The sequence below is a fragment of the Pseudanabaena yagii GIHE-NHR1 genome, from assembly GCF_012863495.1.
Taxonomy (GTDB): domain Bacteria; phylum Cyanobacteriota; class Cyanobacteriia; order Pseudanabaenales; family Pseudanabaenaceae; genus Pseudanabaena; species Pseudanabaena yagii.
Window position 1 is genome coordinate 502,153 of sequence record NZ_JAAVJL010000002.1, and the last position, 24,722, is coordinate 526,874.

Annotated in this window: 19 protein-coding genes; 9 read left to right on the forward strand and 10 right to left on the reverse strand. The window is 42.1% G+C overall.

Features of this window, described 5'->3' with window-relative positions:
* Nucleotides 1–25: 25 nt before the first annotated feature.
* Entirely contained in the window at nucleotides 26–1,150 is a 1,125-nt protein-coding gene (locus HC246_RS19115) for an IS110 family transposase (protein WP_450091441.1), read from the forward strand.
* Nucleotides 1,151–1,382: 232 nt separating this feature from the next.
* A protein-coding gene (locus tag HC246_RS19120) for an IS1 family transposase (RefSeq protein WP_169365022.1) occupies nucleotides 1,383–2,379 on the forward strand; the annotation gives its coding sequence in 2 pieces (ribosomal slippage) (nucleotides 1,383–1,754 and nucleotides 1,756–2,379; 996 coding nt in all).
* A gap of 331 nt (nucleotides 2,380–2,710) precedes the next feature.
* On the opposite strand, the gene HC246_RS19125 is transcribed toward HC246_RS19120, so the two are convergent.
* From HC246_RS19125 to HC246_RS19145, 5 genes are all read right to left on the reverse strand, one after another.
* Nucleotides 2,711–4,411 (reverse strand): DUF1565 domain-containing protein, encoded by a 1,701-nt coding sequence (locus HC246_RS19125; protein WP_169365023.1) that lies wholly within the window; start codon nucleotides 4,409–4,411, stop codon nucleotides 2,711–2,713.
* Between the two features lie 164 nt (nucleotides 4,412–4,575).
* Complete coding sequence (locus HC246_RS19130) at nucleotides 4,576–5,424, reverse strand: carbohydrate ABC transporter permease (RefSeq protein ID WP_169365024.1); 849 nt, start codon at nucleotides 5,422–5,424, stop codon at nucleotides 4,576–4,578.
* A 40-nt stretch (nucleotides 5,425–5,464) separates the two neighbouring features.
* A complete protein-coding gene (blaOXA, locus tag HC246_RS19135) occupies nucleotides 5,465–6,316 on the reverse strand; it encodes a class D beta-lactamase (RefSeq protein WP_169365025.1) in 852 nt (283 codons plus the stop codon).
* A 15-nt stretch (nucleotides 6,317–6,331) separates the two neighbouring features.
* The gene (locus HC246_RS19140) at nucleotides 6,332–7,246 is read right to left on the reverse strand and encodes a carbohydrate ABC transporter permease (RefSeq protein ID WP_169365026.1); all 915 of its coding nucleotides are present in this window, start codon (nucleotides 7,244–7,246) and stop codon (nucleotides 6,332–6,334) included.
* Nucleotides 7,247–7,575: 329 nt separating this feature from the next.
* Nucleotides 7,576–8,910 (reverse strand): serpin family protein, encoded by a 1,335-nt coding sequence (locus HC246_RS19145; protein WP_169365027.1) that lies wholly within the window; start codon nucleotides 8,908–8,910, stop codon nucleotides 7,576–7,578.
* Between the two features lie 346 nt (nucleotides 8,911–9,256).
* Here HC246_RS19145 and aroC point away from each other — a divergent pair, with 346 nt between their 5' ends.
* Nucleotides 9,257–10,339 (forward strand): chorismate synthase, encoded by a 1,083-nt coding sequence (gene aroC, locus HC246_RS19150; RefSeq protein WP_169365028.1) that lies wholly within the window; start codon nucleotides 9,257–9,259, stop codon nucleotides 10,337–10,339.
* Nucleotides 10,340–11,036: 697 nt separating this feature from the next.
* On the opposite strand, the gene HC246_RS19155 is transcribed toward aroC, so the two are convergent.
* From HC246_RS19155 to HC246_RS19165, 3 genes are all read right to left on the reverse strand, one after another.
* Nucleotides 11,037–11,684 carry a glucosaminidase domain-containing protein gene (locus HC246_RS19155; protein ID WP_169365029.1) on the reverse strand — a complete coding sequence of 216 codons (648 nt, stop codon included), beginning with the start codon at nucleotides 11,682–11,684 and terminating at the stop codon, nucleotides 11,037–11,039.
* A gap of 289 nt (nucleotides 11,685–11,973) precedes the next feature.
* On the reverse strand, nucleotides 11,974–12,378 hold the full coding sequence (locus tag HC246_RS19160) for a hypothetical protein (protein ID WP_169365030.1): 405 nt from the start codon (nucleotides 12,376–12,378) through the stop codon (nucleotides 11,974–11,976).
* Nucleotides 12,379–12,389: 11 nt separating this feature from the next.
* Complete coding sequence (locus HC246_RS19165) at nucleotides 12,390–12,827, reverse strand: hypothetical protein (RefSeq protein ID WP_169365031.1); 438 nt, start codon at nucleotides 12,825–12,827, stop codon at nucleotides 12,390–12,392.
* A gap of 859 nt (nucleotides 12,828–13,686) precedes the next feature.
* Between HC246_RS19165 and HC246_RS19170 the strand changes: the two genes are divergently transcribed.
* Nucleotides 13,687–15,789, forward strand: coding sequence for an NB-ARC domain-containing protein (locus tag HC246_RS19170; protein ID WP_169365032.1), 2,103 nt, complete (start codon nucleotides 13,687–13,689; stop codon nucleotides 15,787–15,789).
* A 42-nt stretch (nucleotides 15,790–15,831) separates the two neighbouring features.
* Here HC246_RS19170 and HC246_RS19175 read toward each other — a convergent pair whose 3' ends face one another.
* Nucleotides 15,832–17,520 (reverse strand): adenylate/guanylate cyclase domain-containing protein, encoded by a 1,689-nt coding sequence (locus HC246_RS19175; RefSeq protein ID WP_169365033.1) that lies wholly within the window; start codon nucleotides 17,518–17,520, stop codon nucleotides 15,832–15,834.
* 260 nt (nucleotides 17,521–17,780) lie between these two features.
* Here HC246_RS19175 and HC246_RS19180 point away from each other — a divergent pair, with 260 nt between their 5' ends.
* The gene (locus HC246_RS19180; protein ID WP_169365034.1) at nucleotides 17,781–19,046 is read left to right on the forward strand and encodes an aspartate aminotransferase family protein; all 1,266 of its coding nucleotides are present in this window, start codon (nucleotides 17,781–17,783) and stop codon (nucleotides 19,044–19,046) included.
* Between the two features lie 259 nt (nucleotides 19,047–19,305).
* Entirely contained in the window at nucleotides 19,306–19,878 is a 573-nt protein-coding gene (locus HC246_RS19185) for a hypothetical protein (protein ID WP_169365035.1), read from the forward strand.
* A gap of 23 nt (nucleotides 19,879–19,901) precedes the next feature.
* On the opposite strand, the gene HC246_RS19190 is transcribed toward HC246_RS19185, so the two are convergent.
* On the reverse strand, nucleotides 19,902–20,474 hold the full coding sequence (locus tag HC246_RS19190; protein WP_318655974.1) for a pentapeptide repeat-containing protein: 573 nt from the start codon (nucleotides 20,472–20,474) through the stop codon (nucleotides 19,902–19,904).
* Nucleotides 20,475–21,049: 575 nt separating this feature from the next.
* Here HC246_RS19190 and HC246_RS19195 point away from each other — a divergent pair.
* From HC246_RS19195 to HC246_RS19205, 3 genes are all read left to right on the forward strand, one after another.
* Entirely contained in the window at nucleotides 21,050–23,770 is a 2,721-nt protein-coding gene (locus HC246_RS19195; protein ID WP_169365036.1) for a valine--tRNA ligase, read from the forward strand.
* Nucleotides 23,771–23,983: 213 nt separating this feature from the next.
* The gene (locus tag HC246_RS19200; protein ID WP_211167851.1) at nucleotides 23,984–24,301 is read left to right on the forward strand and encodes a DUF433 domain-containing protein; all 318 of its coding nucleotides are present in this window, start codon (nucleotides 23,984–23,986) and stop codon (nucleotides 24,299–24,301) included.
* A complete protein-coding gene (locus tag HC246_RS19205; RefSeq protein ID WP_169365037.1) occupies nucleotides 24,298–24,708 on the forward strand; it encodes a hypothetical protein in 411 nt (136 codons plus the stop codon). Before HC246_RS19200 ends, HC246_RS19205 begins: the two co-directional genes overlap by 4 nt.
* The last annotated feature ends 14 nt before the right edge of the window (nucleotides 24,709–24,722 follow it).

The following is a 24,722-nucleotide window of genomic DNA, read 5'->3' on the forward strand; positions in this document are numbered from 1 at the left end:
ATTTCCAAAATATCAAAAAGACATTATCAAATGTCAAGCTGATTCTATTGGGGTACAGAGATTACTTGATCTAAAACCTGATGGCGTGGTCATGGAGCCTACAGGTATTTGGTATAGCAATTTCTGGAAACACCTTGCCGAATTTCACAAAATCCCGATCTATTGGATTGGTCACGGTGACTTAGCTAATCAACGGGGCGCGTATGGTTTTAAGAACAAGACTGACCCCGAAGATGCTTATTGTTTAGCGTTGACATACTTTGACGATCGCTTTGTCGATGTCCACGGGAAAAAGCGATACCTAGAATTTGAGACAGGTAAAGTCGCTTTGGTTCGTGACTGGTTCTTTGAATGTGAACAGCTTGATAAACTTCTGAACTCATTGATTAATCAATGCCGTCAACGCTTGACCCTAGAATTTCCAGAAATTGCACAACGAGAGTCTGCTCTTAACCCAAAATTAGGCTATGAGCCTATGTGGGGATATGTAGCAGGAATCAGAGAATATACCGTCATCAAGAAACTTCACGAAAAAAGCGCCGCCCGTGCCATTGGTATCGAGATTAGTGAATACACCAAAGAACACGCTAAGAAGATCTGCGAACTGCAAAAACAACTCGATAAAAAAGAGCGTGACCTTGCTCTACTCATGCAATCCGATGAGTTTGCACCATACATCAAAATCTTTAAAAAGTTTGGCTTTGGACTGCGTAACCAAGCCTTGCTACTTTGCCAGTGCTACCCGTTTGAGCGCTTCCTACTCGACGGTAAGCCATGGGTAGATTACGAGGATGGCATCAATAAACAGGGCGTGCCAACATCCCAGAAACGTCACCGATCGCTCAGAAGTTTTCAGCTATTCCTAGGACTTGGATACACTGAAAAACAATCAGGTGATAAGCGGATTAAAGCTCTGGGAGGTTCTGAGGTCACTAGAGCTAGTCTCTATGCTTGGACACTTACCAGCGTCTTACCAGCCCGTCGAGAAACATCATGGCTAGGTAAAAAGCTAAATGAGGTGCGTGGTGACGGTTGGACTCTTAAGGGTTTAAAGGAATCTAAGATATCTGGAAAGCAGAAAATCATCAGAATTCTGTTCAAAGTCGTTAGAATACTTTTCTATGAGCTTTGCAAAGAATTGACTTCGTAATTTAAAGCGATCGCAAAAACTGCGATCGCTTTTTTCATGGTTGGAAAATTATCCTAGAATGAAATTAACCAGTGGTTAAATGAATTGCCAACGATTGAAGATCTTAAGCAAGTTCCTGGTTTTGAGATTGGCAAAGCATACTATTTTGTGCGAATTGGTGGCAAATGGCGCATTGGGCACTGGTCAGTAAAGGAGTGAGGGGTAAAATAAAGAGGTAGAGTCGGAAGAAAGAATGGAATGTCCGCACTGCCAAAGCGAAAAGGTGGTCAAGAATGGCAAAGATTACCACCAAGACGGCAAAGCAATCCAAAATTATTTATGCAAAGGATGTGGCAAGCGATTCAACGAACGGACAGGAACAGCGATGTCAAGGCTAAGAACACCCGCAAGTATCGTGTCCTATGCCCTGAAGATGAGGACAGAGGGGATGGGAATCAGAGCAAGTGGGAGAGTGCTAGAGAAATCGCACACCAGCATCATGAGATGGGAGCAAAAACTGGCAAATCAAGCACAGCAATGGAGTCCAGAAGCCCCAGTAGGAGGAGATGTCACCATCGAAGGAGATGAAATTTATACTCGCGTAGGCGAGAACCTTCCCCCCCAGTGAATCAAAAGGGTGGACAGTAGTATTTATCGAACGCAACAGTCGCTATTGGATTGAAGCAAGAGTAGGAATTAAAACCACTGAACTATTTGCAAAAGCAACAAAAACAGCATGGCAATGGTCAAAGGCAAGTCAATACATCCGATGGTTTAGCGATGGCGAAAGGAGATATGCCCAACAACTGTGGCAAATGGCAAGTGTCTACCTCAAAGCTACCGAAGTAAGTCGTGAGTATGGACATCGCAAGGTATGGCGACATGGATTAGAAGTGGCAATCAAAATCAAAGGTTCACAAGGTAATCGTCGTGTCGAATGGGTAAAGCTAGAACATCCCTATACAGCGATTAGCGACAAGAGTGACGTTCATGCTAATCACAATGAAGCAAACAACAGTGCATTGAGAAGGAGATGTAGCGCTTATCGCCGTAGACAAAACCTGTATGCGAAAAATACTGAAGGATTACAACGGGCTGTCACTGTGCAAAGATTGGTACACAACTGGGTAAGACCACATGGGGGCTTAGGCAAGAACAAGACTCCAGTTATGGCGATCGGGCTATATCATCGACCGATTTCGATGTTGGAGTTGCTGACATTACGAGGCTTTACTTCTCTCACGCCTTAACTGACCAGTGCCTTTTATCTAGGATTTGGCTTTTAAGCTGCTCAGATATTCTAGAGAAAATCAATTGGTCAATACTTGGGTATAAGGATTAATCTTAATAATTCTGATTTTATATAGCATTTCGCAGTCTAGTAAATCTTTGAAAGTATTGCTTTGCAATACTTTCAAAGATTTCTCTGATTTGTTCTGTAAGTAGCTAGGCGCAATTCAATATAAAAAACTTATGGAAAATGCTGCACATATTCCATAAGTTTTATAGCTGTCGCTTATGAAGAGGAAGGCGGCGCGAAGCGCCGCCTTCCTCTTCATAAGCGACGGCAGTTATGTAAGGTTATGGTTTAATCGCTTCAATTCTTGCGGATAGACCTTGTTGGGCAAGGCGTGATACCTGTACTTCGGCTATGCGGCGATCGCTATATGCTCCAATCTGCACAACTAGATAACCATTGAGTCTCGATGCAAAGGCATTTGGCACAATTTGACGAACTTGAGCCACACCACTATTAGAAGAAACAGGAACAACTACGCGATACTTGGGAGGATTTTGTGGAGTGAAGCTTGTCTTAGAAAGAGGCGCAATCTGAATCGGCTGATTGACAGGTTCACCGCTAGGAGGAGATGCTAATACAGGTGGCAAGCTTGATGAAATTTCTTTATTAGAGTAAGTTGGGGAATTGCCTCCTCTAGGAGTAATTCTAATAATCACCGAGTTTACAGGCTCATACCAAAAAGGATTATTAGCTTGGGTTGTAGGATTAACGTTATTACTGAGACTTGATGAAGCATTTCTGACTAATGCTGGCGGAGTATCGAGATTCGGCGCAAAGTTCATGGGCTGACTGCTGGCAATCTGTTGTTCGAGTTGTTGATTGATATTGCTGAAGCGATCGCTTTTGATCAAAGGACTACTTGGTGCAGTTATATTCGGTAATGGACTACTCGCAGTAGGCTTTGTCGCAAGACTATTGGCAAATAGATTGGATGGCTGACGCACATTCCCTAATTGCAAATTTCCCTTCACTCTCTTACTGTCTAATTGATTCCCGCTCAGAGCAACCGCATTACGGCTGACATTTTGCACATCAAATGTGCCATTTCCCTGAAAAGTATTGTTGCCATCATCATTCGCCTTTCCCAAATCAGGCATCGCCATATCGGAAATTGTGAGTCCATAATTGCGATTGTTAATGATCGCATTACCGCGCAAAATAGGCTTAGCATTAGCTTGGATTAAGATGCCATTTTGGTTTTGAGTAAAGGTGTTTTCGGTGATTTTGGGAGTCGCATCTTGGCGAATGCTCATCCCAAAAGTAGTTTGCTGAAAGAGATTGCCACGAATATCTGGACTCGCTTCCCCCTCGATCGCTAAGCCACTGGTTCCATTCCGAAAAAATTGATTGGTGGAAATAATGGCGGTTGACTTACCCGTAATTAATGCGCCATCTTGCTGATTATCGATAAAGGTATTATTAGCGATCGCAGGACTAGCATTCTCAATCCATAGTCCATAACCTCTAGAATTGGGATTAGTTACCGTTACGCCCCTCAATTCGGCTCGATCTGTGAGATAGATCGCTACATTTTGCGGAAATCCAGAACCTGTTAGCAATGTTCCACCACCGACGATCTCAATCCCTTTTCCCTTCTCCGCTTCATTTCCTCGTAAAGTCACATTTGGGCGTACTCGAATTGGGAACTTCTCACCCGTAGCATTACTATAGGTTCCATAGGCTAGTTGAATGATTTGCCCAGTCTGAGCACGACTGATGGCATAGGTAATCGTTTTGAATGGGGCAATATTGCTACCTTGATCTGGGCGATCGCTACCCGTTTGGGGATTTACATAGATGATATTTTGGGTAACTTGAGGACTACTCTGTAAACTTGGAGATACTTGGGATTGAGCAATGACTGGTGTAGCGATCGCTAAGCTCGGCGACAGGATCACAATAGGAAGCAAATAAAAACCTTGAAAACTAAAGCCTTGAGATGTCTGACGGATACTCATTTTCATGTACGGATTGCTTCCCATAAATTTGCTGAAGTTGCTGAACAGGATAGTAGTCGAGGTGACTAAAAATATTAAATCTAGATTAAATTTAAAAGGCAAGTCTTAAGAATCATAAACTACCCTAAGTTCAAAATTGTGGCAAGTCCAAAACAATCAAGAGACAAAGCTTTGCTTTGTCTCTTGATCTAGCCCTTAACGCCAATACTTGCCTCAGTTGGGATAATGTAGCGCTGGAGAAACACAAACACAATAAATACTGGCAACATCGAAATAGCAGAACCTGCGGCAATTAAACGCCAATCCTCAGAAAAGGCACTGGCGAGACTGGCGATCCCCCTTGGCAATGTATAAAGCTCAGCCTTATCAACAATCACCAACGGCCAGAGAAAATCCCCCCACATCGCCACAAAGGTAAAAACTGCAAGGGTCGTTAGGGCAGGACGCGCCGCAGGTAACATCACATGCCACCAAATTCCCATACTAGAGCAACCATCCATTCGTGCCGCTTCTTCCATTTCCTTAGGGACACTTTGGAAGGCTTGACGTAATAGAAATATGCCAAAGGCAGAAATGACATAGGGGAAAATCAAACCAGCATAGGTATTTTTGAGATTGAGCTGCACGGCAAGAATATATAGAGGAATCATCGTGATTTGAAATGGAATCATTGTCGTGCCAACGATCGCCCAAAAGATAGGGTCGCGTCCTTTAAAGTCCAATCTCGAGAGGGGAAAGGCGGCGAGGGAGCAGAATAGTAAATTTAAAATGACGGTGACGCTAGCCACCAAAAAACTATTCCAGAGATAAAGATCGAAGCGGGAATTTTTCCAGACCTTGATGAAATTATCTAAGGTAGGTTGTGATGGTAATAGCTGTGGGACAGATTGAAAAATATTTTCAGTTGGTGACTTAAAGGCGGTACTTATTAGCCAGAGTAGTGGAAATACCGTTAAAGTTGCGATCGCAATTAAAAGAATAAATTGAGGAATATTATTAAGGATATTTGATGATGATTTTAGCTTTTTATTTTTCATGATTTAGATGCAATGATAATGATGTTGATGGATTTATTTGTTAATCAATGAGTTGTAAATCTTTAAAAGTATCAAATAAAATCTTCTTGCGAGTAGGAATCATCGGGAAGTTGGGATCTTGATTAACAATATTCAGAGCATAAAAATAAACATCATTATCTCGCTCTAAATAGCCAACATACCAGCCAATATTTTTCATACCATCAACATCTCTACCCCAACCAGTCTTACCTCTGAGCGTGTAATTATCTTGGCGCTCAATTACCATAATGTCCTTAACAGTTTGCATTACCGCAGGCGAGAAGGGCAAATCTTCTTTATACAACCTCACTAAAAACTTAATTTGCTCCTCTGGCGAAATTCTCAGCTTTCCTTTCAACCAAAAAGAATCAATCTTGTCACCGATATCTTGATTGCCATAGCCAGCAGCTTGAATATACTTACTCATTCTTTCATTACCAGCCCGTCTAGCTAACTCTTGATAAAACCAGACCACCGATCGCTTAAAGGCAGTTCGCATGGTTTGATCTTGATTCCATTCTAGAAATTCATTATTAACCACTCCATTCCAAGGAATTACAGTATTTTCATCGGCGATCGCTTTAGTCTCAAGGGCAACCAGTGAGTTAAATATCTTAAATGTCGATGCAGGGATAAATCGTTTTTGGCAATGTTGAGAGTTATAGCGAATATAGCGATCGCGCTTTAAGTCATACAAAATAAAACAACCTTCAGAGTTCGCTGCTTGGAGGTTTTGAGCGAGATTTCGCGAGAACTGTGATTGAAACGTGAGATGAGCTTTAGGAGCAGTGTTTGGAGACAGTGTTTCTGCGTAAATAGGCTGTGCGATCGCGCAAGTAATACCAACTAAAGCCAGCAAAATTTTAATCATAGATAACTTCATTAACTAATTTCCTTCACCAATAGTTTTAGCTGGATTAATAAACTTAAAAGTCAAAATCGAAATAACAAAAATAATTAGGAAGAGAAATACTCCAATCGCTGAGGCATATCCCATTTCTAAACTCGTAAAGCCTTTATCGTATAAATAATAAACTACAGTTTTCGTACTATTAGCAGGCCCCCCTTGAGACATGATATAAACTTCTTCAAAGACCTTCATTGCACCGATTGAAGAAATTACAGCTACGAGAATAATGTAAGGCTTCATTAATGGAATCGTAATATCTAAATGCTTTTGCCAACCGTCAGAACCATCGATCGCCGCCGCTTCATATAAATCTGCGGGGATCGCCTGTAGCCCTGCTAGATAGATGACCATATAGTAACCAACACCACGCCAAATCACCACGGCAATAATCGCAAAAATAGCAGTCTTGGGATCAGTTAACCAAGGGATTTTAATGTCTTTAAATGATAGCGTTGATAGAAAATAATTTAAGATGCCATTTTGGGCATAAACCCATTTCCAAGCTATCCCAGCAACAACAACGGAGACAATTACAGGGAAATAGTAAATAGCGCGAAAAAACTTGATGCTGCGTAATTTTTGATTGACTAGGATTGCTAAAGCTAGTGGCAAGATTACGAGACTAGGAACTGCAAATATTAAATAGATTAAGGTGTTACTTAAGGTTTTCCAAAAGGTTTGATCATTCCAAAGCGTTAGATAGTTTTTCCAACCAATAAAAGTAGGACTGCCGACAAAATCATAATTCGTAAAACTTAAATATATGGCTTGGAATACTGGTAAGAATGATGTTAAAAACAGAAATGCGATCGCTGGTAATAGAAATAAGTATGGAGTCCAAGAAAATTTCTTACCTAGTTTTTGTCGTTTTAGTTTTACATTAGGCTGCATAGAAGATCTCAAAAATTAGCAACTATCAAATGTGGTTATAGCTGTCGCTAAGTATATCAGGACATAAAACCCAAGAAGAGAAAGGCGGCGCTTCGCGCCGCCTTTCTCTTCTTGGGTTTTGATTTTGCCCTAACATAAGTGACCGCAGCCATAACACAATATTGTCATTCATCTTACCAAACTGCTCTCTCACAGAGAAAAACAAATGTTGCGGCTCTTCTCGCCACAACATCTAATCATTCACTAGGAAGTGAGTAATTATCTTTTACTTGTTTTGAGATCGGAATGTAGGTAAATCATCTATTTATGATTATGTACATTTGCCCTAACTATTTTGATGATGGATTATTGACTGTACCCATAAAAAGAATTGTGTCAGTTTGCTGATCGCTAATCGTAAAGAAAAATGGACGATTAACTATCATTGCTTCTGCCGGTCCAGTTTTTACTCCACCTAACACTGTTACAGCAGCAGCTTTTGTACCTTTTTCATCCACATTGACAAAAGTTTTATGCTTCGCCATGTTAATAAATAGAGTCTTTTCCGTTGAAAGATCGCTAAAATCGGCTGATTTTGGATCAAAAGAAACTTTCATACCTAATTGTTTTAGGTATGGTATGAGATCGATGTCATATTGCACCTCAAATTTTGGTAATTGAAGATAGACTTCAGAATAGCTTCGTCTAGATTTTTTAAATTCATCCGACCAAGATAGCCAATTTTTTACAGTCAATTGTTTTTGGAATTCTCTAAGATTAGAATTAGGTTTTGGAAGAAAGATTTCCATACTAAAGCGGCTTAAACCTCGCGGACGATCATTATCTTTATAAGGAAGCCTAATCGCTTGAAATTTTGGAGTATTGAAATATTGACATCTTACCCGCCTTGACATGGCTGGATGCTGAATTTGTGTTTTATTTGCTAGAGTAAATAGCTTTGATTCCGTGAATTTTTCTGGAAAAGAAAACAGCCATTCCCCTTTAAAATATATAGCATTAATAATAAAAAAGCTACTATTTTCATTGCTATCTCTAGGAGATAATATTTCTGTGATTTTGCCTTTAGTCTCTCGTTTTACCCAATCGTTAATTATCTTTACTGCACTGGGTTTATTAAAGTCAAGGTTCATGATTTCAGATTGATAGAAACCTTTCAATTTATCTAAAAAAGACTGCTTTACTGGAAATCTTTCACTAATCCAAAGAGAGTTTGCAATATTCAAATCAATGCCCTTAGTATTTATTAGTAATTGGCTAATTTTCTGATTAAAACTATTTACATCTTTGATCGCAATACCATTCACTTCTAAGGTTTTAGCAATCTCTTGTTGTGTTACTCCATTTGCACCGTTATAAATCATCGATAAGGAAAGCGATATACTTAAAGGTGAAATAAAAATATTTTTATTTTCTCCTTGTTGAGAAACGCGAGTAAATAGATTAAACCCAAATTGAGTGTTAGCATTAACTAATCTAGTTTCTAAAGGTGTTTTATTGTCATTACTTTTTTGAGCGATCGCAAATGAATGAATTGATGCGGAATCAGGTTTAGAGATATTTCTTGAAAATCCTGTTGTTTGACTATGAGATAAACATGGAACTAAAAGTTCTACTAAAGACAAAGACAACAAAGTGATCACTGTTATGATGAAATCAACTTTCATGATTTTGTATTTGCTCAATTTTCAGCTTTTAGTTATATTTTTTGCAATCATAGCATTTAGTCAACATTACACTCTTCAAGGAAATACATGGCAGCATGGCAAATGCTTTTGAAAGCACAACTCTCTGTAAAGTACAACAATCTCTGCAAATTTATGACCTGAATAGCCATAAAGTGTCAACCACAGTCTCGACAGTAATTCTGTTGATATATTTCCCTCCATCTTTTCCTTTTTAGGCTATCGGTTCTTTCTTGCTTTGGGTTTCCCTGCGTTAAAGACTCACGTTAGAATGAGTGATGGTCAATTTTTGGCTATCACTTATTTTTTAGGATTCAATATTTAACTTATGGGTAGTACATTCGGGCATTTATTTCGCGTCACAACTTTTGGGGAATCTCACGGCGGTGGCGTGGGAGCGATCGTCGATGGATGCCCACCACAGCTTGAGCTTAGTGAAGCTGATATTCAGGTCGATCTCGATCGCCGTAAACCCGGACAAAGCAAAATTGTGACTCCACGCCGCGAAGATGATCGCGCCCAAATTTTGTCAGGAGTTTTTGAAGGCAAAACCCTTGGCACGCCGATCATGATTTTGGTGCAAAACAAAGATGCCCGTAGCCAAGACTATTCAGAAATGGCAGAAAAATTTCGCCCTTCCCATGCCGATGCCACCTATCAAGCAAAATATGGCATTCGGAACTGGCAAGGCGGCGGTAGATCTTCGGCAAGGGAAACCATCGGTCGGGTTGCCGCAGGTGTGATCGCCAAAAAAATCTTAAAACAAGCCGCAGGTGTGGAAATCATTGCCTATGTAAGACAGGTGAAAGATTTAGTTGCGCCCGATATTGATCCGAATACAGTCACCTTAGAGCAGGTCGAAAGTAATATTTTGCGTTGTCCTGATTCTGTAATGGCGGAAAAAATGATTGACTTCATCGACAAAATCCGCCGCGATGGTAACTCCGTTGGCGGCATCGTTGAATGCGTGGCTCGAAATGTGCCTGTAGGTTTGGGCGATCCTGTCTTTGATAAGTTGGAAGCGGATCTTGCCAAAGCCGTGATGTCTTTACCTGCTAGCAAAGGTTTTGAGATTGGTTCAGGTTTTGATGGCGTTCACCTCACTGGGCGCGAACATAACGATGAGTTTTATATGGATGGCGATCGCCTACGGACTCGCACCAATAATTCTGGCGGAATTCAAGGTGGGATTTCTAATGGAGAGAATATTATTTTGCGCGTTGCCTTTAAGCCAACGGCAACAATTTTGCTAGAACAGAAAACTGTATCAGTTGCAGGTGAAGAAACCACTCTCACTGGTAGAGGTCGTCATGATCCCTGTGTGTTACCTCGCGCTGTACCAATGGTGGAAGCAATGGTGGCTTTAGTACTATGCGATCGCTATCTCACTCAAAAAACAGTTTCTATTTAAACCTTGCCCATAAAAACAAAGACCTTACTTAGGGACTTGCTACTAATTAAAGTACCTGTGGCTTCGACTCCGCTCAGCCAACGTTAGCTGAGCGAAGTCGAAGCTAGATAACTTTGGTGGGACATTCAACGTTAGCTGAGCGAAGTCGAAGCTAGATAACTTTGGTGGGACATTTTTTATCCGCAAGAGCCTTAGTAAGGTCTTTGTTTTTATAACAGGATCGAGAATTATAGGCTAAAAATATTGATGGCTAAGTTTTTTCGACAAAATATGTTATTTTGAATCTATGGGAATGGGTGGAAGTAAAAACTATTAAAACTATAAAAGTAGCAATCATACAGAAATGGAACCGATGAAATAAATCAAGCGGTTTCCTCTGCGCTCTATCTGATTTTACATATGCAAGGGAATATGCATAGCTAAATGGTAATACCATAGCCACAATTATCGTTATTTATCCTTGCATATATTAGGAATGTCTCTAGTTTATGCTCCCCCATAAACCACGAGACAGGTCGTAAGGCATATGTATCAATACGCTTCATAAACAAGATATGTATGCCTTGCTTTATATTCTGCCTGTCAACACCTCATTTCGCAACTAAATCCTGTAGCTAGACGTTAAATATAAAACCCCAAAAGCTGTGGCGCACGCTGCGCGTGCGCCACAGCTTTTGGGGTTTTGCGATCGCTACAATTAGAAAAAACCTGACAATTGATAGAGGCGGCGTAGAATTGACATAATTTTTTTGTCGTAGTTGAGGTCTTCTGCCCATCTGCCACTCAGTTGACTTAGTAAAGGAGCCGTACCCCGTTTGATCAGACTAAACCTTGGATCAACTAAAGGCTGTACTAATGGTTGCGTCGTTGCGTAAGCCTTGAGATGCTGGATTTGCGCTCTTACACCGATGCGGCGATCGCTAAAGCTATCACCGCGTATACCATTACCGATCGCCCCAATGCCACCGAAATTATTTTGCTCAGGTTTGACATCCCCATCAAATTGCAAGAACCCAGTTTCTAAACACATTTGACAAAAGGCAATATCATAATTAACCCCTTCAATCACCGCTTCTTCGCGATAGATCGTCGGTAAGTCACCATAAATGTTTAAAGGGGCATTATTGAGTCGCAAAAGTCGCAAAAGCTGTACTTCAGAAGTAAGACCACCTCCCATAATGCGATCAATCTGCCCAGCGATTACTTGAGAGCATACTTGCTCCCTACGTGAGCCTGTGGGTAAAGATAAAAAATCTTGAGCTTGAACAGAGTTTTTGCCTAGGCGATCAATTGAGAATATTGCGATCGCACCAACCCCAATTTGAAGAAACTGCTTTCTTCTCATATCTGTTCTGCTCTAAGTAATTAATGATTGTGGAAGGGCATGTGTCGCGCTGAGCGTCACATACTCTAGTCCTTATAGACGTTAAATAAATTTTGTTGTTTTTGACAAGGGGGATTTGACGGATATTGTGTTCTGGGATCACTGCAACTGCGAGGGTCTTGAGAATATGCAGATGCACTACCAGCAAAAGGAATTAATAGGGCGGAAGCAGAAATAATCGATAGTAAAAGTTTCATGATATGCGTCTCAGGAATAAATCTGGAATAAATAAAGTGAAAATATCAGGGATTTAACAAGCCTGCTGTTTGAGAAATTTTGGAATCTCTAATTGTGGGAAAGAATTATTAGGGGCGTTATTTTGAGCGCTATTGGTATAGAGCAGACCCTCAGCCACGGCGGATATCAATTCAGGATCTTGAGTGGACTCTTTAGCGAGATCAAGAAATAAATTCTCAATTTTTTGCATAGACTCCATCACCTGATGCTTAATCTTGATGCGATTAGTAGCTGTCCAAAAGGATTTGGATTCTTCAGAGGAGCATTCTGTCATCAAGGTCTCAATTTCGCTGAGCAAATGAGTCATGTGATGATCGCTATCTTGCTCACTTTGGTCTTGTTCGAGATGGTCAGGCAATAATCGAGGCTGAAAATGATGGGAATAGATTGGTGGTGTAGGAAAAGCATCGCTTTGCATATGTTTTCCTCCTATCTCTGTGTTGCTAAGTGAGGATAGGCAAAAGATCCATGCCGTGGCTGCAAATGAGTTTGCTGTGCAGTTCGGCGATCGCCTACAAGATTCGAGTTTGCCGATAAGTGGCTGGATAAATGCATCTTGGGATAGGGCAGATCCGCTAAAACCTCCAAAATACGGCAGAAATCTCTCTGCCTACGTCTACCAGTTAAAAATTGTGGTACTTCGGAAGGATCATCAGCATTTTGTAAGTAATGACGGAGATTGGCGATCGCATTCCAAAACTTGCACATTTCCTCATAGGTGCAGGCTAATAAAAAGACCTCAATCTCATGAATTAGCTGCGAAAAGCGATCGGCAACACTAGGACGCACCGCAAATGAACTGTTTTGGGGTGAAGGACTAGGTAATAAATTGAGATGACGTTGGGGCAAACGATGGGATGCGCTCATGTTTCAATGCCTCTATTTGTGAGGGTAGATGAGGAAAAGTCGTGTTTTGTCGTAAAACGCTATTTACCTCTTGCCATATGCTCTTACCAGTGATACAAGAATTAAACATTCCTTTATGTGAGGGTAAGTGAGCTTAATGGCTTGCAGCTAGGCTCTAAAGATGAAAAGTTCAGCTTTATGACCTCTGTTGGCAACCAGCATACGATCTAAATTGCAATTTGCACACCAGAAAAAATAGTATTTTTTGTCAGGAAATACATGAATAGACTCTATAGAATCAAGAGAATAAATTCAATATTATTTGTTTGTAGTTAACGTGAAAATTGCTTGCCTATTTTTTTAAGTTTAGCTTTGATTAAATAGACAAATATTCTCTATTTGATTTATTGACAAGCTATAGTCATAAAAATAATTGCTACAAACAAGATTTATCCATATTTTGTTTGCAAAAACAATGATCATATGATTTGATATACAAGTTTTCGATATCCCCAGATCCATTGTCAATGGCTTTTTTAAAGGGTTGTATCAGAAAAAACAAGAAAAAACTGTTGGAGATACGCGCTAATGTCAGACTAAATCAGGATCTAGAAAAAAGTCAGCCAAATGTATTGCAAAGACGAAAATATATGCTATTTATCTAACGGGAAAAACAAGAATATGTTGATTAAATCATCAGAAATTGCAGCAATAAATCGCTCGTAAAACATGGAAAGATATGAATAGATAAATTTAGAAACAAGAATATTTAAATAAATGCCTGTCACTTATTTAAAACTATAATCATCGACATTATTTAGATGTTAATAATCCCCGAACGAGACATTTACCGAGACATTTATTAAGAGGAGTTACGACCATGACTGTAGAAGAAGCGATCGCGATTATTGATGTTGCACTAAAGGGCGGCAAGCGCCTAAGTAACATTCAAGAACAATTGTTCCGCCAAACTTGGGAGGGTAAGACCTATTCTGAGATTGCTGAGACCTGCGGATACGACTCTTCCTATATTCGTGATGTCGGTTATCGTCTGTGGCAAATATTGACTAAGTGCTTTGGTGAGCGCGTTACCAAACACAATTTACAAGTGGTAGTGCGTAGCCATGCCCATCGCTTTTTAGTCAATAGTGCTGAGAATATGCAGGCGATCGCTAGTCCTCTCGTTGCCCTGCCCACCCCTCATTTGGAAATGCAGACTACGGATATCAATTCCAAGCGCTGTGACTGGGGCAATGCGATCGATACTTCAATTTTTTATGGTCGGACTGAAGAATTAGCACAGGTCAAAAATTGGGTTGTCAGCGATCGCTGCCGTTTACTAGGTGTATTTGGCATCGGTGGCATCGGCAAGACTGCCTTTGCGACGAAATTAGCAGAACAGGTACAGAGTGAATTTAATCTGATTGCATGGAGATCGCTCCGCAATGCCCCCTCAGTAGAGTCAACCTTGTCGGAATTGGTCAGCTTTTTGACAAATCAAGCGATCGCTACTTTGCCCCAAGATTTTAATAGTCTGTTATTGATGTTTATCCAAGCATTGAAGCAATCGCGTTGCTTGATTGTGCTCGACAATGTGGAATCGATTCTCCGCAGTGGCGAAACCTCAGGACATTACGCTGAAGGTTACGAAGGCTATGGCGAACTATTTCGTGAAGTGGGACAAGTTCGCCATCAAAGTTGTGTGATTTTGACCAGTCGCGAAAAACCATCTGATGTGTTACCCCCCGATAGTAGCGATCGCATGGTGCGCTCTCTGCAATTGGCAGGACTAAAGGAAGAAGCCAGACAAATGTTTCGCGAAGAATTGGCGATCGCACCTGAGACTCGTAAGCTAATTGATTTTTACTGTGGTAATCCTCTGGCGCTGACAGTAGTATCCCGTTCCATCTACAGTATGTTTGATGGCAATGTGCAGGCTTTTCTCGATCAAGAAGCGAATGTATTTGGTGATATTCGGAATCTCATCGATCAGCAATATGCGCGTCTTTCCGATTTCGAGCAGCAGGTGATGTACTGGCTCGCGATCGAGCGTGAACCAATCACCACCGACAATCTGCGTCAAGACATTGTCCCGATGGTTTCTAAATCCCAAATTCTCGAATCGGTGATTTCCCTCCGTTGGCGATCGCTAATTGAGAAGAAAGCAAATAGCTTCACGCAGCAGCCTGTAGTTATGGAATATATGACTGAGCGCTTGGTGGACATGGCATATCAAGCGGCAACAGAACGAGAGCCTGAGTTTTTGATGAGCTATGCTCTAGTCCAACATCGCGCTGAAGACTACATTCGCGAAACCCAGATTCGTCATATCCTGCAACCTCTCACCGATCGCCTCTTGGCACATTATGGCAGTGTGGACATTTTGCAGCGCGAGTTACATAGTTTGTTGGAAACTCTCCGCGATCGCCAAACTGCGATCGGCTATGCACAGGGCAATATCATGAATTTGTTGCGGGCTTCACAACAGGATCTCACTAAAAGCTTTTGCCGCTTCCCCGATCAGGTAACAGAGCATTCCGATTTGCAACTTCTGGAGAGATTGCTAGAAAGCGATCGCGCTGGTGGACTTGCCACATGGGATCATCGAATTCCTTGGGCAAACAATCCCCTCGCTCAACAAACTTCAGAAACTAAAACCCAAATCCGCAGCAAAAATCTCTACTATCAATGGACAGAGGGTTCTCTCGAACAGTTGAAGCAGGAACTCAAGCAACAGCCTAAACTGCGGAAGAAGTACTATGCATGGTTGAATGAGACCGAATTTGCGGCGATCGATGCTGATTTTGAAGCTGTCAAAATCACTGATACGCTCAATCAGCCCGTTGATGCCAGATTGGTATTTATCAATGAGGTGAAGATTGTTGAGCCACCTGCAAATTTAGCGACTCCTGCCGAGCGTCGTGCTCAAGATAGAAAAAGAAAGCAAGAGTTACGAGCAAATCGTACTAAAAGACTCGGTTAATCTATAGGAGGTTGCATTTTGGCTACGGCAAAATGCAACCTCCTATTTTGGAAATATAGTCTTAGTCTTGCTCAGTATTTCCCTAATATCTACATTTTCCCAATTAACTCGATATAACTGTAATGGTTCATCTTTACCCTTGACTTTAATTAGGTCTAGTTGCTCTAAGGGAAGGTTGAGGCTAGAAATCTTAGACTTAGTACTTTCGGAAATAAAGACCTCACCTGCCTGTGCTGCTGTACAGATGCGGCTTGCCACATTCATCGTATCGCCAATGTTTGTATATTGAATGAGATTTTCGGAACCAATATTGCCCGAAGCTACCATCCCCGTATTCAGCCCAATATGAATTTGGATTTGCAGATCGCGCCCCTGTGTAGCCCATTCTTGATTGAGCCGACGCATTGACCATTGCATCGCGATCGCTGCATTCACTGCCATCACCGCATCATCTTCTCTTTGATAAGGTGAACCCCACACCGCTAAGAGAGCATCCGCAATATATTTCTCTAACGTACCGCCATAGGGAAACACGATATCTTCGACCATCACCTTGAAATATTCATTCAAGAATTCTAAAACTTTGCGGGGTTGCATTTTTGAAGTCATTTCTGTAAAGCCGCTAATATCGGAAAATAGAGCCGTTACCTCCGTTTCCATAATGCGGTTCAAGTCCCACCCTTCCTCAATTTTTTGGCTAACTGCGGCGGGGAAAAAGCGTTCTAATTTAGCGCGACGAATTACCTCCGTTTGCATTTTGCGATAAAGGTTTGCATTTTCGATCGCGATCGCGGCTTGATTGGCAAGGCTACTCAAAAACTCCAAATCTTCACGATTATAGGCGTGACCATGGGACAGGTTATCTACATACAGTACGCCAATTACATGATCTCTCGGCTTTAAAGGCGCACACATGGCGGCTTGAATCGACTGCTGGATAATTGACTGCGAACTATCAAAACGGCGATCGAGGGAAGGATCATCACAAATAATCGCATCACCTTGTTTTAAGACGAAATTAGTTATTTTACGACTGTAAAAATCAATATTTGCAGTTTCATTAGGGTTACTAATATTTGAGCCACTAAACTTAGCGGCTTTAGGTTCTAACTCTCCATTTTTCTCATTAACAAGCAGCAATATGGCACGATCAACTGACATAATTTGCAGCAATATTTCTAGAATCTTTTCAGGCAAAGCAGAATATGCCTCTGGAGATGCTAGCTCTTGGCTAACTTCTAACAAAACTCGTAACTTTGCCGAGGTTCTCTGAGTTTCATCATTGCCCTGAATCAGTAATACCGATCCTTTCGGTGCGGTCTGTTGCCTTTGCAATAGATCCTGCATATTGACACGAGATTTTTCGGGAGAGACTCGCATCAAAATTGATAGACCAGAGTTAGCAGGTGTACCTGTTTGCTGGGAAGCTACAGGTTGCAACTCATCAACTAGGCGAAAGACAACACTACCAAACTGAACCATATCGCCATGATTAAGCTTTTGCTGCACAATCTTGGCTTGATTTACAAAAGTACCATTACTACTGTTGAGATCCGTGACATATATACCCTTGTCTGTCACTTGAATTTCGGCATGATGTCGGGAAAGACTTCGAGCATCATCTTCAACCACAATACTATTATCTAATCCCCGCCCGATAGTATTTACGCCGTGGCGCAGATCGCAGATCCGTTCTTGAGGAGTTCCTTGATTTTGAATGATGTATGGCATATTTTTACCTACTGCGCTTAATGCAATATAGCGGGTTTCAAACGAATGCATCCTCATTTGAAACAAAAAATCAATCCTAGTGAGATTTTGATTTTTCATCTTGCCGTAAGCAAAATGAGAACCACCATATCAATTGCTTTGACGGAGGAAGATGATCCCACTCAAAGTTGAAATTTTATTCGCTAATTCCACTACAGAAGTACCCGCGAAAACTCTCATATCATTGATAATGAAATAACAGCATTATCACATTTTTATCCATGTCGCCAACTACGCTAGAAGTACAATCTCAATCTCAGGTAGATGCTAATCCTGCAACTGATGCGATCGCAGAATTTAATCAGTATGTGATGAGTACCTATGCTCGCTTTCCGATCGCCCTAGAGCGTGGTGAAGGCTGCCGCGTATGGGATAGCACAGGTAAGGAATATTTAGATTTTGTTGCAGGCATCGCTACCTGTACGTTGGGACACGCGCATCCTGCGATGGTCAAGGCTGTAACCGATCAAATCCAAACTTTGCATCATGCTTCTAATTTGTTTTATTTTGCGCCCCAAGGTCAATTAGCTAAATGGCTGGTGCAAAACTCCTGCGCGGATAAAGCATTTTTCTGTAATTCTGGTGCAGAAGCTAATGAAGGCGCAATCAAATTAGCGCGTAAATATGCCCATACCAAACTTGGCATTGATGATCCCGTAATTTTGACCGCTAATGCTAGCTTTCATGGACGCACCCTCGCTACAGTAACCGCAACAGGTCAGCCCAAGTATCACAAGAACTTTGCGCCCCTTGTCGCAGGGTTTGACTACATTACTTACAACGATATCGCTGCCCTTGAAGCGGTGGTGAAAAAATATGAGGGTAGATTGGCGGCGATCATGCTCGAACCGCTGCAAGGTGAGGGTGGTGTCAACCCCGGCGATCGCGCTTATTTTGCCCGTGTGCGTGAACTATGTGATGAAACCAAAGCATTACTAATTATTGATGAAGTGCAAGTGGGCATGGGTCGCAGTGGAATGCTCTGGGGCTACGAAAATCTGGGCATTCAACCTGACATTTTCACCTCAGCAAAAGGTTTAGGTGGCGGCATTCCCATCGGCGCATTGTTGAGTAAAGCTCATTGTGCAGTATTTGAAGCAGGCGATCACGCCAGTACCTTTGGTGGTAATCCCTTTGCCTGTTCCGTAGCCCTTGCCGTTTGCGACACGATGGTAAAGGATAACCTGATCGCTAATGCCAGAGAGCGTGGTCAACAGCTTAGAACTGGTCTGCAAGCGATCGCTGAGAAATATCCGCAGCATATTGCATCAGTACGTGGTTGGGGCTTGATCGATGGTTTGGTACTCCAAGAATCCAGCAATATCCAAGCCCGTGATGTCGTTGCCGCAGGTATTGAGCATGGCTTACTACTTGTGCCTGCGGGGATTAAGGTAGTGCGTTTTGTGCCACCTCTGACCGTTTCGGCTGCCGAAGTTGATCAAGCTTTAGCTATTGTCGAACAGGCGATCGCGAGTTTTGCTTCCTAAATAAATAATTGTCAGTGCTTCACGCCGCCGATCATTTATTAACTCATGCTACGTGGAACCCTCATCCCCCAACCCCTTCTCCCGCAGGAGAAGGGGAGCAAAATCCCTATTATTTTCTTGTTCCCCTCTCCTGCGGGAGAGGGGCTAGGGGTGAGGGCTTTAAGGTCGATTATCGCCCTTCTTTTTTGGTGACTTGCCAGAATGCTAGAATCTAGTTCTTTGCAAAAGATAAAAATATATTCTGTGGATATTTTGTGGCATGAGACAGTCCTCAACGCGATCGCTATTAACCCTTGCAGCTATAATTACCGCCCTCATCGCTATTGATGCTCCTGTGCGATCGCAATCCATTATCAGTCCCAAAAAGCCCAACACTACAGAAGTTCAAATCTCCCGACCACAGACTGAATCTGTTGTAAATAATAAAAAAGCTAGCTATGTCCGCATGTTTGAAGACATTGCGATCGCGCCAAACTTCACACCTAAAGTACTGGAGTTACGGGGCATTAGTGGCGGCGAAGTCGAAACTCAAAAAACATCAGGACGCAAATCCACAGAAACGGGACCTTGTATTGGCTTTATTGATGCCACTCCCGATCACAAAATTACCCTAACAAAACCATTTCGCTATCTCAAACTGCAAGTCAAGAGTTCTGGCGATACAGTTCTACTTGTACGCGGACCAGGGGGAAGTTGGTGTAGTGACGATGTTAGCGATCGCAACCCCGAAATTGCTGGTGACTGGCTAGAAGGAACCTATGAAGTGTGGGTCGGCTCCTACGAAAAAAACGCCTCCTTTCCCTACCTGTTACAAATCACAGAAACTCCCTAGCTAAAGATTAATTCTTAAAAATCTTAGATGGGACAGCCGAGGGTCTGCCTACTGTCGTTTTTAGTAAATGGATGCGTGCCACTAGCGATCGTACAAAGATATAACCTAGTGCGATCGTCTAGGTTTCGTACACCCGTAAACTCCGTATCCGCACAAGTCCTCAAATTCTTTAAGATTGCCCCACGCAAATTTGTACCGCGTAAGTTGGAGCCTTTCATAATTGAGCCAGTAAAATCTGCTTCGATCAAATTAGCGCCACTGAAATTAGTGACGCTTAAGTTAGCGCGAATAAATTTGGTGTTTGATGAATTTGACCAAGTTAAATTTGCCCAACTTAAATCAGCATCGGAGAAATTGCCGCCTCTCAGTAATGCACCTCTTAGGTTAGTCTCGATCAAATTAGCCCCTGTTAAGTTTGCATCAATCAAATTAGCGCTACTAAGATCAGCTTTATTCAAAGTAGATCCACGTAAATCAATACCAATGAGAGTCACACTGCGTAATTGAGCGTTACTCAGATCTATATTAGAGAAGTTACGTTGTCCCTGTCTGTATAGTTCTAATAGTTGATCGACTTCCAAGGCATTTACTCCCACAAATTATGACTGTGTAGTTAAACAGCGTATGAGATTTACAGAGTTTATGTTCGAGGTATGAGTTTAACTCATGTTAGGTGCGTTTTACCTAAACATTAAGTCATTATTCCCCCATACAAATCGTATTAAATATTAAGCTATTTAACAAGCTTGATCTTGACTAATTCTCAAAAATTACCTTTTTCCTACTTGTTTGATCTATAGCTGTCGCCAAGTGTATCAGGACATAAAACCCAAGAAGAGAAAGGCGGCGCTTCGCGCCGCCTTTCTCTTCTTGGGTTTTGATTTTTTCCTAACAATAAGTGACGGCAGCTATAACTTGCGATCGGGCTAACTTAAAAATAGCTGTGAGAGAGGTTTTGCGCCGCAAAACCTCTCTCACAGCCCAGAAACAAAAGCTTTGCTAAGCAAATTATCTAGGAGAGCTAGACCCAAGAGATGAGTGGCGGCGCTTTGCGCCGCCACTCATCTCTTGGGTTTTATGAGTCTAGTTAGATCGCTAGTCTGAGGACGCTATAAGATATAAGCTGAATATAAACTTTAATAAAGCTGCACAATTCTGTAAGTAAACCGCTATGAGTACGACCGAACTTCCAAAACAATATAATCCTCTCGAATCCGAAGCCAAATGGCAAAAATATTGGGAGGAAAGTGGCGTATTTGTAGCAGAGAGCCAAAGCGACAAAGATCCATACTGCATCATGATTCCACCGCCAAATGTTACGGGTAGCCTACATATGGGTCATGCTTTTCAGGAAGTATTAATCGATATTTTAATTCGCTATCACCGTATGCGTGGGTTTAATACCCTCTGGCTGCCCGGGACCGACCACGCCAGTATTGCGGTGCAGACGATCCTCGATAAGCAAATTAAGGCTGAAGGTAAAACCAATCAAGAAATCGGGCGCGAAAAATTTCTGGAACGGGCTTGGCAATGGAAAGCTGAATCAGGGGGAACGATTGTTTCGCAACTGCGCCGCCTTGGGGTCTCGGCAGACTGGACAAGAGAACGCTTCACGATGGATGAAGGTTTGTCCAATTCTGTTACAGAAGCCTTTGTCAAACTCTACGAAGCTGGCTTAATTTATCGCGGCGAATATCTGGTTAACTGGTGTCCTGAGTCTCAATCCGCAGTTTCTGACCTCGAAGTTGATAATAAAGAAGTTAAAGGACATCTCTGGAACTTCCGTTATCCCTTAGCCGATGGCTCTGGGCATCTAGTAGTCGCAACTACTCGCCCCGAAACAATGCTAGGTGATACCGCCGTAGCCGTAAATCCTGACGACGATCGCTATAAGCATCTCATTGGCAAAACGGTGATGTTGCCAATCATGAATCGTGAGATTCCGATCATTAGCGATCGCTATGTCGATAAGGCTTTTGGTAGCGGCTGTGTTAAGGTGACTCCTGCCCATGACCCCAATGACTTTGAAATGGGACAACGCCATAGCTTACCCTTAATCAATATTCTCAATAAAGATGGCTCAATCAATGCCAATGGCGGCGAATTTGAAGGGCAGGATCGCTTTGTAGCGCGTAAAAATATCGTAAAGAAGCTGGATGAACTGGGCTTAGTAGAGAAGATTGAAGATTATGCCCACACGGTTCCCTATTCGGAACGCGGTAAAGTCCCCGTCGAGCCATTGCTATCAATTCAATGGTTTGTGAAGATTAAGCCTCTATCAGACTTTGCCCTAGAGCAGTTTGATAAGCAGAACTCGCCTACCTTTGTTCCCGATCGCTGGGGTAAGGTATATCGCGATTGGTTGATTCGCCTCAAGGATTGGTGTATTTCCCGTCAATTGTGGTGGGGACATCAGATTCCTGCATGGTATGCCCCCGATGGCTCCATTTTCGTGGCAAGAACAGAAGAGGAAGCCTATACACAGGCAAAAGCTAAATTTGGCGAAGAAGTCACCTTAGAACGCGATCCTGATGTACTAGATACATGGTTCTCTTCAGGTTTATGGCCATTCTCAACTTTGGGCTGGCCTGAAGAAACACAGGATTTTCAAACCTTCTATCCTACTAGTGTTCTCGTTACAGGGTTTGACATTATCTTCTTCTGGGTGGCGCGGATGACGATGATGGCAGGCTATTTTACGGGCAAGATGCCTTTTAATACGGTCTATATTCATGGACTGGTGCGTGATGAGAATAACCAGAAGATGTCTAAATCAAAGAATAATGGCATCGATCCGTTAGTTCTAATTAATAAGTATGGAACCGATGCTTTGCGCTATTCCCTAGTTAAGGAAGTAACGGGTGCAGGTCAAGATATTCGTCTTGATTACAATCGCAAAACCGATGAATCCACAACTGTAGAGACTGCCAGAAATTTCGCGAATAAGCTCTGGAATGCTTCGCGATTTGTGATGATGAACCTGACTAGTATCGAGACTCGCACTGCGAGTCTCGATACTGAGAAGTTAGAACTTGCCGATCGCTGGATTTTGTCGCGCTATGCTCAAACTGTATTACAAGTACGCGAACAGCTTGATAGCTATAGCTTAGGCGAAGCAACGAGAAGCATCTATGAATTCTTCTGGGGCGATTTTTGTGACTGGTATATCGAACTAGTCAAGTCACGTTTACAGGAATCCGCCGATCCTACTTCTCGCGAAACCGTACAGCAAAACCTCAGATTTGTCCTTGATGGTATTTTGCGCCTCTTACATCCATTCTTGCCTCACGTCACCGAGGAGATTTGGCAATTGCTGACCTACGGCACTAGAGAACCATCTAGCGATCGCCCTGTCCTTGCAATTCAACCCTATCCTGAAATTGATACCAGTTATATCAATGAGGAATTAGAAGAACAGTTCAATTTATTAATTGGCACGATCCGCACGATTCGCAATCTTCGCGCTGAGGCTGAGATTAAGCCTAGTGCAAAGGTCTCGGCGATTTTGCAATCCGATAGTGATCGCGAACGCAGTTTATTACAAGCAGGGCAAAGCTATATTCTCGACTTGGCAAGGGTTGAAGATTTAGCAGTTGTGGCATCTGTCGATGCATCGGCAACGGAACAGGCGATCGCAGGTGTAGTTGGTACGATTCAGGTAATTGTCTCGCTGGTTGGTGTGGTTGATATCGGTCAATTGATTTCCAAATTGGAACGCACGTTGACGAAACTTGAAGGGGCGATCGCTTCTACTCAGGGACGTTTAAGTAATGAGGGATATCTCAAAAAAGCACCTCCTGATGTTGTGGCAACAGCGCGTGCTGAATTGGAAGAATCTCTGAAGCAACAGGAGATTCTCAAAGCACGTTTGGCTCAGTTACAAGGCAAATAAATATGCTAGACAAGGGGCTTAAGCCCCTTGTTCTATAACTGAGTCAAGCGATCGCCTAAGTCAAAACCAAAATACACTCGCGATCGCTAGGCTGCTTTAAAAATTACGGATGTGCGTAAAATCTACTTAGATTGGGCGCGATTTTGCCGTGATATAATTACAAAGATATCGCTTTGGTATTGGCAAGAAGAAAGTTTATTATTAGTTTGACAGATGACTGTTTTAAAATCTTGGGATGAAAAAGTTTATATGCGATCGCTTGTCACTGAAATAATTAATGGCGAATCCTATAGCTACTATCCACTAGGGCAGTATGTTGTTCGGGCTATGGGGGTTTGTGGCGATCGCCCAACTTTTAAGTACACTCGGATTGAGATTGCGGGTGTGATGGAGCGATTAGCTAAGGGGGAAAATGTTGAAAGTATCGTGCTTGGCTTTCGGGGAAGGGTTTCGCGTGAGGCGATCGCTGAGGCGATTCAAGTTGTGACCACTCATTTTCTTGAGAGTCTTCCTATTTTGAGTGCAGCATGATTGTCCTTGACGAACAGCTTTTAGGAGCGAATCTGGAACAGGCGATCGGCAAGTGGTATCAGGGTAATGTTTGCTTTATTACGGACTTGCGACCTAATTCGATTATTAAAGATGAAGCGATTCCTATGTTGTTGCGAAAAGAGGCGCAGCCTACGTTTATTACTATCAATGAACGGGATTTTTGGCGAAAAGTAGCAATAAGTGAATATTTTTGTATAGTCTGCTTTAATTTGCCAGATTCGCGTGCTTCCGAAATCTCTCTTCTACTCAGAAATCTCTTTCGTTATCCTGAGTTTAATGTAAAAGTAAAGCGGATGGGAAAGGTGATCAGGATCGCGGATAGTAGTGTTAGCTATTATTCTACTGGCAATAGAGAAATACAAGAATTTACTTTACAGATTCAGTAACAATTCCACGTCTC

What these genes read in the sequence shown, in the direction of transcription:
- HC246_RS19125 (WP_169365023.1), bottom strand. Translation starts at nt 4,411, where the DNA reads ATGGGAAGCAATCCGTACATGAAAATGAGTATCCGTCAGACATCTCAA.
- HC246_RS19130 (WP_169365024.1), bottom strand. Translation starts at nt 5,424, where the DNA reads ATGAAAAATAAAAAGCTAAAATCATCATCAAATATCCTTAATAATATT.
- blaOXA (WP_169365025.1), bottom strand. Translation starts at nt 6,316, where the DNA reads ATGATTAAAATTTTGCTGGCTTTAGTTGGTATTACTTGCGCGATCGCA.
- HC246_RS19140 (WP_169365026.1), bottom strand. Translation starts at nt 7,246, where the DNA reads ATGCAGCCTAATGTAAAACTAAAACGACAAAAACTAGGTAAGAAATTT.
- HC246_RS19145 (WP_169365027.1), bottom strand. Translation starts at nt 8,910, where the DNA reads ATGAAAGTTGATTTCATCATAACAGTGATCACTTTGTTGTCTTTGTCT.
- aroC (WP_169365028.1), top strand. Translation starts at nt 9,257, where the DNA reads ATGGGTAGTACATTCGGGCATTTATTTCGCGTCACAACTTTTGGGGAA.
- HC246_RS19155 (WP_169365029.1), bottom strand. Translation starts at nt 11,684, where the DNA reads ATGAGAAGAAAGCAGTTTCTTCAAATTGGGGTTGGTGCGATCGCAATA.
- HC246_RS19160 (WP_169365030.1), bottom strand. Translation starts at nt 12,378, where the DNA reads ATGCAAAGCGATGCTTTTCCTACACCACCAATCTATTCCCATCATTTT.
- HC246_RS19165 (WP_169365031.1), bottom strand. Translation starts at nt 12,827, where the DNA reads ATGAGCGCATCCCATCGTTTGCCCCAACGTCATCTCAATTTATTACCT.
- HC246_RS19170 (WP_169365032.1), top strand. Translation starts at nt 13,687, where the DNA reads ATGACTGTAGAAGAAGCGATCGCGATTATTGATGTTGCACTAAAGGGC.
- HC246_RS19175 (WP_169365033.1), bottom strand. Translation starts at nt 17,520, where the DNA reads ATGCCATACATCATTCAAAATCAAGGAACTCCTCAAGAACGGATCTGC.
- HC246_RS19180 (WP_169365034.1), top strand. Translation starts at nt 17,781, where the DNA reads ATGTCGCCAACTACGCTAGAAGTACAATCTCAATCTCAGGTAGATGCT.
- HC246_RS19185 (WP_169365035.1), top strand. Translation starts at nt 19,306, where the DNA reads ATGAGACAGTCCTCAACGCGATCGCTATTAACCCTTGCAGCTATAATT.
- HC246_RS19195 (WP_169365036.1), top strand. Translation starts at nt 21,050, where the DNA reads ATGAGTACGACCGAACTTCCAAAACAATATAATCCTCTCGAATCCGAA.
- HC246_RS19200 (WP_211167851.1), top strand. Translation starts at nt 23,984, where the DNA reads ATGACTGTTTTAAAATCTTGGGATGAAAAAGTTTATATGCGATCGCTT.
- HC246_RS19205 (WP_169365037.1), top strand. Translation starts at nt 24,298, where the DNA reads ATGATTGTCCTTGACGAACAGCTTTTAGGAGCGAATCTGGAACAGGCG.